This is a genomic window from Mesorhizobium sp. M1066 (assembly GCF_040318635.1).
GTDB lineage: Bacteria > Pseudomonadota > Alphaproteobacteria > Rhizobiales > Rhizobiaceae > Mesorhizobium.
The window spans coordinates 1-13,327 of the sequence record NZ_JAMYMR010000003.1; the positions used below are offsets into that span (position 1 = coordinate 1).

Sequence of the window (13,327 nt, forward strand, 5' to 3'; positions counted from 1 at the left end):
ACAATCACGCGACGCCATGGGGCGGCAGTATTGCTCGCGCCACTATGGGAGCAGGATTCGGCGCGGAGGAAGAAGAGTAACTTGCATGTGCCAGTCGCTGCCGCCGGACACGCCGGGCATCGGCAAGGTGAAAGGCATCGGCTTCTGCTCGCCGACCTATTTCATCTTCCAGATGCGCATCGACAATCACGCGACGCCATGGGGCGGCAGTATTGCTCGCGCCACTATGGGAGCAGGATTCGGCGCGGAGGAAGAAGAGTAACTTGCCAAAGCCTCACAGCGGGATGTTGTCGTGCTTCTTCCAGGGGTTCTGCATGTCCTTGTTGCGCAGCATGCGCAGCGCGCGCGCGATGCGGCGGCGGGTCGAGTGCGGCATGATCACCTCGTCGACATAGCCGCGCTCGGCGGCGACGAAGGGCGACAGGAAGCGATCCTCGTAAGCCTTTGTGTGGGCTGCGATCTTTTCGGCGTCACCGATGTCCTTGCGGTAGATGATCTCGACCGCGCCCCTGGCTCCCATCACCGCGATCTGCGCGGTCGGCCAGGCATAATTCATGTCGCCGCGCAGGTGCTTTGACGCCATCACGTCATAGGCGCCGCCATAGGCTTTGCGGGTGATGACGGTGATCTTCGGCACGGTGGCCTCGGCATAGGCGAACAGGAGTTTCGCGCCATGCTTGATCAGCCCGCCATATTCCTGCGCGGTGCCGGGCAGGAAGCCGGGGACATCGACGAAGGTGACGATCGGGATCGAAAAACAGTCACAGAAGCGCACGAAACGGGCCGCCTTGCGGCTGGCGTCGGAATCGAGCACGCCGGCCAATACCATTGGCTGGTTGGCGACGAAGCCGACGGTGCGGCCCTCGACGCGCCCGAACCCGGTGACGATGTTCTTGGCGAAGTTCTGCTGGATCTCGAAGAAGTCGCCTTCGTCGGCAACTTTCATGATCAGTTCCTTGATGTCGTAGGGCTTGTTGGCGTTGTCGGGAATCAGCCGGTCGAGCGACAAATCATGGTCGGTGACCGACTGGTAGCATTCAATCTCGGGAAGCTCCGATGTGTTGGAGGCCGGCAGCAGGTCGACCAGCCGGCGCATCTGCAGCAGCGCCTCGACGTCATTGTCATAGGCGCCGTCGGCGATCGACGATTTCGTCGTGTGGACGGAGGCGCCGCCGAGGCTCTCGGCGGTCACCGTTTCGTTGGTCACCGTCTTCACCACATCCGGCCCGGTGACGAACATGTAGGAGGTGTCGCGCACCATGAAGATGAAGTCGGTCATGGCGGGCGAATAGACATCGCCGCCGGCGCAAGGCCCCATGATCACCGAAATCTGCGGAATGACGCCGGAGGCCAGCACGTTGCGCTGAAAGATCTCGGCATAGCCGCCGAGTGCTGCCACGCCTTCCTGGATGCGCGCCCCGCCGGCATCATAGAGGCCGATGATCGGCGCCCGGTTGCGCAGCGCCATCTCCTGCACCTTGATGACCTTCTCGGCATGCGCTTCCGACAGCGAGCCGCCGAATACGGTAAAGTCCTTGGCGAAGAGGTAGACCGGACGACCGTTGACCGTGCCCCAGCCGGTGACGACGCCGTCGCCGGCGATCTTCGTCTTCTCCATGCCGAAATCGGTGGAGCGGTGCTCGACATACATGTCGAATTCCTCGAACGAGCCCTCGTCGAGAAACACCTCGATGCGTTCGCGCGCGGTGAGCTTGCCCTTCTTGTGCTGGGCATCGATACGGACCTGGCCGCCGCCCATGCGGGCGATCTCGCGGCGGCGCTCGAGTTCCTTGAGAACGTCTTTCATCGATTACCTCCCAAGCCAGCGGCATTTCGTCGTAATCGTGCCGGCAAGCGAGCGCAAGCGCCGCTTGCGCCACGGGCTTTGCTGCGCTGCAACATGAAGCCCCTTGCAATTGAGGGCGAACTCAGCCATATGCAGCCCATAGGCGCTTGGGCCGGGAACGAATCCGGCCTTCTCGACGAATGAGACTGGTTGCGTCTGTTTTCCCTCTTTCCGGTATATCGGCCCTTTTTCCGGTAAATCACAAAGCGGCGAAAAAGCCCCGTGGCATGATGCCTGCGGGCACGACAGCGCAGCCGAGTGGACGAACCCGTCCGCCCGCCTTGTCGTTCATCACAGATTTTTCGACGGCAGGTTGCGCCCTGCCGCCATCGATGTTGCGGCCAGAAGCCGCGTGAAAGAAGATTATTTTGACCAACGAAAACACTTTGCCCGGTAGCAACACCGCGGAACTCACCGGTTTCGCGGCACTGGGTATTACGGGCGCGCTGCTCAAGGCCACCCACAACGCTGGCTTCGCCGAGCCGAAGCCGATCCAGGCACAGGCGATCCCGCCGCAGATGGAAGGCCGTGACATTTTCGGCATCGCCCAGACCGGCTCCGGCAAGACCGCGGCCTTCGCGCTGCCGATCTTGTCGAAGATCATTGCGCTTGGCACCAAGCGCCGCCCGAAGACGGCGCGTGCGCTGATTCTGGCGCCGACGCGCGAACTCGCCGTGCAGATCGAAGACACGATCAAGATCCTCGCCAAGGGCGCGCATGTCTCGACCGCGCTCGTTCTTGGCGGTGTCTCGCGCTTCAGCCAGGTGAAGAAGGTTGCGCCCGGCGTCGATATCCTGATCGCAACGCCCGGCCGGTTGACCGACCTGGTGCGTGAAGGCGATCTCGTGCTTGCCGACACCAAATGGCTGGTGCTGGACGAAGGCGACCGCATGCTCGACATGGGCTTCATCAACGACGTCAAGCGCATCGCCAAGGCGACCGCGCCCGATCGTCAGACGGTGCTGTTCTCGGCGACCATGCCCAATGAAATCGCCGAACTGGCCAAGGGCCTGCTGAAGAACCCGATCCGCGTCGAAGTCGCGCCGCAAAGCACGGCAGCGGCCGAGATCGTGCAAGGCGTCGTCTTTGCCCGCACCAAGCAGAAACGCCAGGTTTTGTCGACGATGCTCGCCGATGAGGCGATGAAGTCCGTCATCATCTTCTCGCGCACCAAGCACGGTGCCGACAGGGTGACCAAGGATCTCGAGCGCGACGGCTTCAAGGCCGCCGTCATCCACGGCAACAAGTCGCAGAACGCCCGTCAGAAAGCGCTGAACGATTTCCGCGATGGCTCGGTGCGCATTCTGGTGGCCACCGATATCGCGGCGCGCGGCATCGACGTGCCCGGCATCAGCCATGTCGTGAATTTCGATCTGCCTGATGAAGCCGAGAGCTACGTCCACCGCATCGGCCGTACCGGCCGCAACGGCATGGACGGCATCGCGATCACGCTTTGCGATCCGTCCGAGAACAGCAAGCTGCGCCAGGTCGAGCGCATCATCCGTACCAAGCTGCCGATCGTTGCCGACCATCTCGGCAGCCCCGATCCGCAGCGCAATCCGGCTGAAAAGAACGAGCGCTTCGAGCCGGCCAATGATCGCAACGACCGCAATGGGCGTCGCGACGGCAGGCGGCCCGGTGGCGAGAACAAGGGCAACGGCTTTGGCAAGAAGCGCTTCGGCGACAAGCCTGCCTTCGCAGGCGAGCGCAAGCCGGAAGGCGCCAAGCCGGCCTTCAAAGGCAACAACAAGCGTCGCTTCGGCGGCAAGCGTCCGGCTGCGCGGGCTGCGTAAGTAGCCAGCGTTGTAGTCAGTCAAGCTCAGGCTGGCTGATTGCCGGGACAGACCAAGGAAAGGGCGGCTGAAGCGATGCTTCGGTCGCCTTTTTTCGTCTGCCTACTTCACCACAGCTTCGATCCAAACGGCGATCCTTTGCGCCAGAAACGCCGTGGTCGATGGCGACAGCGCGTCGCCGGCAATGACGTGATTGTCCGGGTCGCCGGTGTCGTCGACCGGAACCAGTTCATGCGGCGCGCCCCAGCGCCCGGCAATCTCGCGGGTGCGATCGGCCCGCACCACTTTGTCCGAATCAGAAAAGATGAACAAAGCAGGGATGGTCGCCTTCTCCACCGGCGCGCCATAGGCAAGCTCGGTCAGCGCCTGCATCGGCAAGGTTGCTTCGATCGGATAGCGGGTGGTCCAGAATTTTTCATGCAGCGCGTTGCGCGGCACGAAGCTGTGTTCCTTGCCGGCGACCAGCCTGGCGATCTGTTTGCCCCACGGCATGGTCAGGATCTCGGCGCCCGAAGCCTTGACGCCGAAATTCGGCGAGATGAACGCGATCGCCGCCACCCCGTCCGATGCACCGGGCTGCGTTGCCGCCCAGACCGCCAGCGAGCCGCCGGTCGAAGTCGAGATGACGATCACCTTGTCGCCGATCGCCCGGCCAATGGCGAGTGCCTCCTCATAGTCGTTGATCCAGGCGTTGATGCTGCCTTGCGTCATCGCCGCGCCATCCTGCCCGTGACCGGTCAGGCGTGTGTAGAAGAGATTGGCGTCAAGCTGTTCCGCCACTTCGTCAGGCAGCGGGCGGACCTCGCCCTTGGATGCGGAAAAGCCATGGATATAGACGATCGACAGCGGCGTCCTGGCATGCACCATCGGATCGGCCCAGACGATCTCTTTCTCCAGCCCGTCACGGATTCCGGGGATGGCGGCTTCCGCCTTTGCCACATAGGCCTGCGGATCGTCAGCGATGAGCGAGGGATCGAAACGGATCGTGGTGTCGACGCGAACGCGCGGGCCGAGCACGAAGGCCAATGCGAGAATGGCGATAAGGCCCAGCACAGCAAGCACGATCCGTCGCCCCATCGCAGACCCCACGCAGCACTTGTCTCAACCATGGCGACGGCGGCCCAAAACGGGGAACCTGCCGATTTCCCAGGCGTCCTATTCGATCGGGGGCTTGCGGTCGTAATGCAGCGGCCGCGCCTTCCAACTGGTCATCAGGCTGATAAACCCTCTGCACAGCGGCCTCGGCAGCAGGCCGAGCAGTTTCAGGGGCCAGCTTGTCCGGCGCGGGAAATGGACTTCGAAGCCGCCGGACTTGATGCCCCGCGCCATGCGTCGCGACGCGCGGCTGACCGGCATCAGTCCCGGCATCGGCAGCATGTTCTTCTCGGTCAGCGGGGTGTCGATGAAGCCGGGATTGAACACCTGAATGCGTACGTTCATCTTGTCGAAATCATACTTCAGCGACTCGGCCAGGATGTTGATGGCCGCCTTGGTGCCGCCATAGGCGGCCGTTGTCGGCCAGCCGAAATAGGATGTCACGGAGCCGACCAGCACGACATGGCCGCGCGCCCGCACACGCATGCGTTCGACCGCGGGCACGAGGCCGTTGATGATGCCGAAATAATTGACCTCGAAGGACCGGCGAAAGTCGTTGACGACAAGATTCTCCCCCGGCGTCGAAATGTAGTTCCCTGCATTGAAGATGGCGAGCACGATGGGACCGAGCTCCTTCTCGATCGCGGCGACGGTTCTTGCCATGCGCGGCTCGTCGGTGACATCGCAAGGAAAGGCCGTGACACTGCCCGGCATCTGCGCGGTCTCGACGACAAGCGTGTCGATAGGATCGTCGTCAAGCGCCGTCACCGCGACGGCATAGCCCTGGGAAGCAAGATCCCTGGCCAGCGCACGGCCGATGCCGCTTGAGCCGCCCGTGATCCAGGCGACGCCGTGCTTCGGGTTAGCCCGGTAGAGTGTCATGCTGCGCCCTGTCGACTTGTTGGTGCTTTGCTCTAGCGGTGAAGAAATCGAATGAAAAGCCGCTTTTCAACGTCAGCCGGAAATGAACAGTGGCGCAAGAGGCCAGCCTCGGGAAGCGCCGACGCAACAACAGCACTGCAAATGCGACTGGACCAGACAAATTCTTGCCTTGAAACCGCAGCTTCGGGTTTCTAGGGTTTCGGCGCACCTACACAAGGAATCCTGAATGCCCCGTTCTGTGATCGACGCGATCGGCAACACGCCTCTGATCCGCCTCAACAAAGCTTCGGAACAAACCGGTTGCGAGATCCTGGGCAAGGCCGAATTCATGAATCCAGGCCAGTCGGTCAAGGATCGCGCGGGCCTGTTCATCATCCGCGACGCCGAGAAGCGCGGGCTGCTGAAGCCCGGCGGTGTGATCGTCGAGGGAACGGCGGGCAATACCGGCATCGGGCTGACGCTGGTCGCCAAGGCGCTCGGCTACCGGACCGTCATCGTCATTCCCGATACGCAGAGCCAGGAAAAGAAGGACACGATCAAACTGCTCGGCGCCGAACTGATCGAAGTGCCGGCCGTGCCCTACAGGAACCCCAACAATTACGTGAAACTGTCGGGGCGGTTGGCCGAGCAACTGGCAAAGACAGAACCGAACGGCGCCATCTGGGCCAACCAGTTCGACAATGTAGCCAACCGTGACGGCCATATCCGCACCACCGCGGAGGAAATCTGGAACCAGACCGGCGGCAAGGTCGATGGCTTTGTCTCGGCAGTCGGTTCGGGCGGAACGCTGGCCGGCGTCGCTTCCGGACTGAAGGCGAAAAGCCGGGACGTGAAGATCGCGCTCGCCGATCCGCTGGGGGCCGCGCTCTATTCTTTCTACACCAGCGGCGAGCTGAAGTCCGAAGGCAGCTCGATCACCGAAGGCATCGGGCAGGGGCGCATCACCGCCAACCTCGAAGGGTTCACGCCGGATTTTTCATTCCAGATCCCCGATGAGGATGCGCTGCCGATCGTCTTCGACCTGATCCAGGAAGAGGGCCTTTGCGTCGGCGGCTCGACCGGCATCAACATAGCCGGCGCGATCCGTCTGGCCAGGGAATTAGGTCCCGGCCACACCATCGTGACCATTCTTTGTGATTATGGCACGCGCTATCAATCAAAACTGTTCAACCCGGAATTCCTGCGCGAGAAGCAGCTGCCGGTGCCAGGCTGGATGGAGCTGAAGAGCACAATTCCGGTGCCGTTCGAAAAGGTCGCGTGATGGCAAACAGGACGGACGCCCTGTTTCGCGACGATGCCTACCTGCGGACGGCGGACGCAACGGTCGTTGCCGTCAACGATCGCGGCGGTATCATCCTCGACCGGACGATCTTCTACGCCACTTCGGGCGGCCAACCGGGCGATACCGGGTATCTCGAACGCGGCGATGGCAGCCGCATCGCCATTGCCGCCACCCTCACCGGTGAGACCAAGGACGAGATCATACACGTGCCAGCGCCGGAGCAGGCGGTTCCGCAGGTAGGCGAGGCGCTGAGGCTGGCGATCGACTGGGAGCGGCGGCATCTCCTGATGCGCATGCATGCGGCTTGCCACCTGCTCACCGTCGTCTGTCCATTCCCGATCACCGGTGCCTCGGTTTCCGAGGACGACAGCCGTGTCGATTTCGACGCTCCGGATGCCGGCTTCACCAAGGAGGACGTCACCGCCGGACTGATGGACCTGGTGCGGGCCGATCATCCGATCTTTGTCAGGCTGATCAGTGACGAGGATCTGGCCGCCAATCCCGGCCTGGTGAAATCCAAGAACGTCCGGCCGCCGGTCGGCACCGGCAAGATCCGCCTGGTCTGTATCGGCGACAACGCCTCGGTGGACAGCCAGCCCTGCGGCGGCACCCATGTGAAGAGCACCGGCGAAGTCGGCGAAATCCACATCGGCAAGATCGAGAAGAAGGGCCGCGAGAACCGGCGCTTCCGCATCCGCTTTGGGCCGATGCCGGCAAACTGAACAGGACAGTGATAGCCAAAAAGCGAGCAGGAGAACAAAATGGCCGAGGACAGCCCCTTCACCGTCGACGCAGACTGGCTGCAGCAACGTCTCGGCGAGCCGGGCCTGACGATCATCGACGCATCCTGGTATCTCCCGGCGCAGAAGCGCGATGCGCGCGGCGAGTATGAGTCGGCCCACATCCCGGGCGCACGATTTCTCGATCAGGATGCCGTTTCGGACCCGGATTCGCCCCTGCCGCATACCTTGCCGTCGCCGCAGCATTTCGCCCAGTATGTCGGCGCCATGGGTGTTTCGGCCGATGACACCATCGTCGTCTATGATGGTCCGGGTTTCTTCTCGGCGCCCCGGGCGTGGTGGATGTTCCGGGTGATGGGCGTCTTCCAGACCTATATTCTGGATGGCGGCTTCGATGGCTGGAAAGCCGCCGGCAGGCCGGTGACGGCTGAGCCGACCAAGATCGCGCCAAGCGTGTTTCATGCCGATTTCGACCCCGGGCGCGTCGCCAGCCTCGCCGACATGCGCCGGATCGTCGACACCAAGGCAAGCCAGATCGCCGACGCCCGGAGGTCGGGCCGGTTCACAGGCACTGAACCTGAGCCGCGCGCGGGTATCCGCTCCGGCCATATGCCTGGCGCGCGCAATCTGCCCTATTCGGCGCTGTCGGAAAATGGCGAGCTGTTGTCGAAGGACCGCCTGCGCAAGGCGATCGAGGAGGCCGGCATCGATCTGTCGAAACCTGTCGTCACTTCATGCGGCTCCGGTATTACCGCGGCGGTGGTGACGCTGGCGCTGGAAACGCTTGGCCATACGAACAACAGGCTTTACGACGGCTCCTGGACGGAGTGGGGCGGGCTTTTCGACACGCCTGTGGTGACCGGCAAGGAATGAAGACGATGGAAAACGGCGCGCTGGAAGACATTGACGTCACGGTGACGTTCCTTGAGATGCATGTGCCGCCGGCCTATTCGCCGCCTGTGCCGTATAACCGTCAGGTCGCGCTGCTGAAGACCAAGGACATTCCGCTGCATTTCTACCGCTATCTGATGGACCGGGTGGGGCGCAAATGGCACTGGGTCAATGTGCTGAGACTGGATGACGACGAGCTTTCGGCCGGCATCCATCGCGAGGACCGCGACATCAGGGTGCTCTACCTCGATGGCGCCCCCGCCGGCTTCTTCGACCTCAAGCCGCATCTGCCGGAGGAAGTCGAGCTTGCCTATTTCGGCATGATGGAACATGCGACCGGGCAAGGCATCGGCCGCTGGTTCCTGGGCTCCGCGATAGCCGCCGCATGGTCGCACGGGCCGAAGCGGGTGACGGTGCAGACCTGCACGCTCGATCATCCGGCGGCTCTGCCGCTCTACCAGAAGCTCGGCTTCGCACCGGTGGCGCAAAAGAAGGAAATCGTCCATCCGCTGCCTTTCACCGAGCGCGCGGCCAGCGTCATGCGGCCCTAGCCGGAAGCTGATACCAGCTCGAATCTGAACCCGTCGTTCATCGGCCCTTCAGGCTGCTTTTGGCATGTTGCCCGCACCATCAATGCGGCCAAGGCCGAAGGAGACGAAGACATGCTGACCCGCCGTACACTTGCCGCTGCGCTGATCGCGGCGATTGCCATGCCAAGCCTGGCCGCAGCCCAGGCGACAACGCCTTCGGCCGCCACGATCGAGCGGAAGCTCGAGGCGGCACCGCGCGTGAAGTTGCGGCCGAACGAGCGCGTCACCATCCGTGAATTCAAGCGGCGCCCGGATTTGCGCCGCATGGCCCGCTCGATCGATATCCAGTCGATCAACTTCGCCTTTGGTTCGGCGGCTATTGCCAACTCGCAATACGACAAGATCGAGACCATTGCCGACGCGCTGCGGCGCATCCTGCGCCGCGATCGCGGCGCCCGCGTGCTGATCGAGGGCCATACCGACGCCGTCGGCTCCTTCCAGTCGAACCAGGCCCTGTCCGAACAGCGCGCCGCTTCGCTGAAGCGCACATTGGTGCGCGAATTCGGCGTGCCCGGCCATGCCCTGGAAACCGTTGGTTACGGTGAGGAGTTTTTGCTGGTGCAGACGCAGACCGAAAACTGGCAGAATCGCCGGGTGACGCTGCGCCGCTTCGACGATTTCATCCGTTGAGCCGCAGCTCCGAATTTTAATTAGCCGGCGCCTTCGACGGGACTTGATGAGAGCCGATCGCCGAGGGGCGATCGGCTCTTCGACATTTGGCAGGAATCGGGTGGCAGGCGAGGGTTCAAGGACGTAATTTCCAGGCACGACATCGGAGATTTGCCATGACCATCCAGTTCAAAGCTTTGCCGACCGAAGATGTCAGGACGCTGCAGCGCGGCGGGATCGATGTTTATGGCCAAATGCCCGAGCGAAAGATCTCCGACGGTGACGGCATGCCTTGCCGGCATTGCTTGAAGAATATAAGAGCCGGCGATGCCTACCTTGTTCTGGCATACAGGCCATTCCCTAGCCTTCAGCCCTACGCCGAAACGGGGCCGATCTTCCTGCATGCCGAGGAGTGCGACCGCGCTGCCGAGAGCGAGGCGCTGCCCGAGATTCTCGAAAGCCCCGACTACATCGTGCGCGGCTATGGCGGGGATGATCGCATCATCTATGGTAGCGGCGGCGTGATCCCGACCGGAGACATCACCGGGCGGGCCAAGACCTTGTTGGAACGCGACGAGATCGCCTACGTCCATGTCCGCTCGGCGCGCAACAATTGCTACCAGTGCCGCATCGAGCGCGCTTGAGGCTGAGATTAGCCCCTGGAAACAGTTGTCGTACTCCCGTCGCATATTCGCGATAGAAAGCCATTGTCGATCGATTTGCCGACCGCGGATGAACCGGCGGCAGATCTCGACATCGAGGAAGCGGGGCTTTGGCTCCGCTTTTTTGTTGCCTGCGTTTGTAGCAAAAGGGATTCGAGCAACAAAAAAGCCCGCCGGCATGGCCGACGGGCTGCAACTGTTTGGCTGGAGGGCCTTTTAGTTGAACTTGTACTTCGCGCCGAGACGCACGGTGTGGAAAGAGGAAGTCGCGGTAAGGGTGTCGTCAGGTGCGCCGAATTCCGAAGAAAAGTCCTTCTTGGCGAACTGCGAATAGCGATATTCCAGACCAACGGTAACGTTGCTGGACAGAGCCGTTTCCAGACCGCCACCAACCGAGAAGCCGCTGGAACCCCAGTCGAGAATGTCGCCGATCGGGTCGGAAGCGTTCAGATCGAAATGCTGCCAGCTGTAGCCGGCAAGCGCATAGGCAAGCGTCGATTCGTTCATCTTCATGCCGACGCGGCCCAACACATCGAACCCATAGTCGGTATCGACGTTGATCGATCCGCCGCCGAGCTCCAGCTCGGAAGTCATGCCGGAGTAGCGTGCATCGACCATGACGCCTGCGACCCAGCTGCCGAAGTCATGATCGTAGCCGACGTTCAGTTCACCAAAGGCACCTTCGCCACCGAGACCATTGAATTCCAGGTCGCCGAGCGGCGGAACGTTGATCTGATGCACGGATGCACCGGCGCCACCAGCGCCGCCGATGTAGAAGCCGGTCCAGTTGTAGGCTGGCGTCTCGAAGGCAGCACCGCCGCCGTTCTGCGCACCGAAACGGTAATTGGCTGCGATCTGGAAAGTATGGCGCGAGGTGTCAAGATTGAGGAGACCGTCCGGAACTCCGACAAGGCCGGCGTCGGAAAGAAGATCGTCCTTGGTCCCGAAGCGCGTATAGCGATACTCAGTCTTGATCGTCCAATTGCTGTTGATGGCCGTTTCGATGCCACCTCCGACAAAATACCCGCCCTGATCCCAATCGAAGTCGAAGCCGGCGTTCGTATCGAGCTTGTACTTCTGCCAGGAATAGCCACCCAGCACGTAACCCAGAGTGTTCGGCGTCAAGAGGTAGCCGAGACGCAGGCCAGCGTCGAAACCGTAGGTTTCCTTGATCGAAGCGTCGAACCCCGTAATGTCCAACGTGGTCCCGATGTTGCCGACGTGAGCGTCCAGCAGACCTCCGATGAGGAACCGGGGCGAGACCATATAGTCATAGCCAACCGTCAGCTCACCATAGACGCCTTCGCCACCAATGCCGTTCAGCGAGATTGGAATAAAATCGCTGCCGAGCTTGTGTACGTTGGCACCGGCACCGACGCCGAAACCAACGTAGAGGCCGCTCCAGTTAAAGCCGGCAGCTTCTTCTACCGGTTGCACGACGTCAGCTGCATGAGCAGCAGACATCAAAGCTACAGCAGAAACAGCACCAAGAAGAAAAGATTTCGCGGATGTGCGAATGAACATATGCCCGTACCCCAATGAATAAACCCAGAATGTCTCTAGCAGGGAGTCGGCCGGTACGGGAATGACAAATATGCAACAATGATGAGCAAAGTGCCGTTGCGTCACATCCTTCCACGCCATGCTTTGCCTGAAAAACAGGCTTGCAAGAAAAAACCCGCCGGCATGGAACCGGCGGGTTGGATTGAAAGGAGCTGTTTTCGCGAAAATCAGGCGGCGAGAACGGCTTTCGGCTCGACCAGTTCGTAGCCGAGCGCCTCCGCGACTGCCCGGTTGGTGATCTTGCCTTTATGGACATTGAGGCCGTTGCGCAGATGATGATCGTCGACCAGCGCCTTGAGGCCCTTGTCGGCAAGCTGCAGGCCATAGTGCAGCGTCGCGTTGTTGAGCGCGTGGGCCGAAGTGACCGGCACGGCACCCGGCATGTTGGCGACGCAATAGTGGATGACGCCGTCGACCTCATAGGTCGGCTCGGCATGAGTGGTGGCGTGCGAGGTCTCGAAGCAGCCGCCCTGGTCGATGGCGACGTCGACCAGCACCGAGCCTTTCTTCATGCCCGACAGCATTTCGCGCGAAACCAGTTTTGGTGCCGCGGCACCCGGGATCAGCACCGCGCCGACGACGATGTCGGCTGAAAAACACTCTTCTTCCAGCGCCTCGACAGTCGAGTAACGGGTGTGGACGCGGCCGGCGAAGAGATCGTCGAGCTGGCGCAGGCGCGGGATCGAGCGGTCGATGATGGTGACGTCGGCGCCAAGGCCGGCCGCCATCCTGGCCGCATGCAGGCCGACGACGCCACCGCCGAGCACGGTGACCTTGCCGGGCAGCACGCCGGGCACGCCGCCCAGCAGCACGCCGCGGCCGCCATTGGCCTTCTGCAGCGCCGTGGCGCCGGCCTGGATCGACAGGCGTCCGGCAACTTCCGACATCGGCGCCAGCAGCGGCAGGCCGCCACGGTCGTCGGTCACGGTCTCGTAGGCGATTGCCGTCACGCCGGACGCAAGCAGGCCCTTGGTCTGCTCCGGATCCGGCGCCAGGTGGAGGTAGGTGTACAGGATCTGCCCTTCGCGAAGCTGCGCCCATTCGCTGGGCTGCGGCTCCTTGACCTTGACGATCATATCCGACCTGGCGAACACCTCGGCGGCCGTCTTGGCAATCGTGGCGCCGGCGGCGCGATAGGCGTTGTCATCGGCGCCGATGCCGGCCCCGGCCCCGGTCTCGACCAGCACTTCGTGGCCATGGGCGACATATTCGCGGACCGAGCCGGGAGTGAGGCCGACGCGGTATTCGTGGTTCTTGATTTCCTTGGGGCAGCCGACGCGCATTTTCTTCTCCTGATCCGGCCCTTTGGGCTCGTTCCCTGTATGGCTGGAGTGAACCACGAATCGTTGTGCAGGTGTTTGCGAATGCGCTTGC

The 13,327-nt window shown here is 62.2% G+C and carries 12 protein-coding genes and 1 pseudogene; 8 read left to right on the plus strand and 5 right to left on the minus strand.

Annotated features, from left to right (window positions below; genetic code table 11):
* Positions 1-262, plus strand: a pseudogene (locus tag NKH52_RS05655) (hypothetical protein); the annotation flags it as partial.
* Between the two features lie 12 nt (positions 263-274).
* On the opposite strand, the gene NKH52_RS05660 reads toward NKH52_RS05655, so the two are convergent.
* Complete coding sequence (locus tag NKH52_RS05660) at positions 275-1,807, minus strand: acyl-CoA carboxylase subunit beta (RefSeq protein ID WP_352728806.1); 1,533 nt, start codon at positions 1,805-1,807, stop codon at positions 275-277.
* Between the two features lie 407 nt (positions 1,808-2,214).
* Here NKH52_RS05660 and NKH52_RS05665 point away from each other — a divergent pair, with 407 nt between their 5' ends.
* Positions 2,215-3,639, plus strand: coding sequence for a DEAD/DEAH box helicase (locus NKH52_RS05665; protein WP_352728804.1), 1,425 nt, complete (start codon positions 2,215-2,217; stop codon positions 3,637-3,639).
* Positions 3,640-3,741: 102 nt separating this feature from the next.
* Here NKH52_RS05665 and NKH52_RS05670 read toward each other — a convergent pair whose 3' ends face one another.
* Together NKH52_RS05670 and NKH52_RS05675 are read right to left on the minus strand one after the other, a co-directional pair.
* The gene (locus NKH52_RS05670; protein ID WP_352728802.1) at positions 3,742-4,716 is read right to left on the minus strand and encodes an alpha/beta hydrolase; all 975 of its coding nucleotides are present in this window, start codon (positions 4,714-4,716) and stop codon (positions 3,742-3,744) included.
* Between the two features lie 78 nt (positions 4,717-4,794).
* Positions 4,795-5,616 (minus strand): SDR family oxidoreductase, encoded by an 822-nt coding sequence (locus NKH52_RS05675; protein ID WP_023812065.1) that lies wholly within the window; start codon positions 5,614-5,616, stop codon positions 4,795-4,797.
* Between the two features lie 226 nt (positions 5,617-5,842).
* On the opposite strand from NKH52_RS05675, the gene NKH52_RS05680 reads away from it, so the two are divergent.
* From NKH52_RS05680 to NKH52_RS05705, 6 genes are all read left to right on the plus strand, one after another.
* The gene (locus tag NKH52_RS05680; protein ID WP_023812064.1) at positions 5,843-6,877 is read left to right on the plus strand and encodes a cysteine synthase A; all 1,035 of its coding nucleotides are present in this window, start codon (positions 5,843-5,845) and stop codon (positions 6,875-6,877) included.
* A complete protein-coding gene (locus NKH52_RS05685) occupies positions 6,877-7,620 on the plus strand; it encodes an alanyl-tRNA editing protein (RefSeq protein WP_128306000.1) in 744 nt (247 codons plus the stop codon). The genes NKH52_RS05680 and NKH52_RS05685 overlap by 1 nt, the downstream gene beginning before the upstream one ends.
* A gap of 39 nt (positions 7,621-7,659) precedes the next feature.
* Complete coding sequence (gene sseA / locus NKH52_RS05690; protein WP_352728800.1) at positions 7,660-8,511, plus strand: 3-mercaptopyruvate sulfurtransferase; 852 nt, start codon at positions 7,660-7,662, stop codon at positions 8,509-8,511.
* A gap of 5 nt (positions 8,512-8,516) precedes the next feature.
* Entirely contained in the window at positions 8,517-9,080 is a 564-nt protein-coding gene (locus tag NKH52_RS05695) for a GNAT family N-acetyltransferase (RefSeq protein ID WP_027038710.1), read from the plus strand.
* A gap of 111 nt (positions 9,081-9,191) precedes the next feature.
* Positions 9,192-9,749, plus strand: coding sequence for an OmpA family protein (locus tag NKH52_RS05700; protein ID WP_352728798.1), 558 nt, complete (start codon positions 9,192-9,194; stop codon positions 9,747-9,749).
* Positions 9,750-9,904: 155 nt separating this feature from the next.
* The gene (locus NKH52_RS05705; RefSeq protein WP_352728797.1) at positions 9,905-10,372 is read left to right on the plus strand and encodes a DUF1203 domain-containing protein; all 468 of its coding nucleotides are present in this window, start codon (positions 9,905-9,907) and stop codon (positions 10,370-10,372) included.
* A gap of 234 nt (positions 10,373-10,606) precedes the next feature.
* Here NKH52_RS05705 and NKH52_RS05710 read toward each other — a convergent pair whose 3' ends face one another.
* Together NKH52_RS05710 and ald are read right to left on the minus strand one after the other, a co-directional pair.
* The gene (locus tag NKH52_RS05710; RefSeq protein WP_352728795.1) at positions 10,607-11,914 is read right to left on the minus strand and encodes an outer membrane protein; all 1,308 of its coding nucleotides are present in this window, start codon (positions 11,912-11,914) and stop codon (positions 10,607-10,609) included.
* 206 nt (positions 11,915-12,120) lie between these two features.
* Positions 12,121-13,236, minus strand: a complete 1,116-nt coding sequence (gene ald / locus NKH52_RS05715; protein WP_023812057.1) for an alanine dehydrogenase — start codon at positions 13,234-13,236, stop codon at positions 12,121-12,123.
* Positions 13,237-13,327 lie beyond the last annotated feature (91 nt).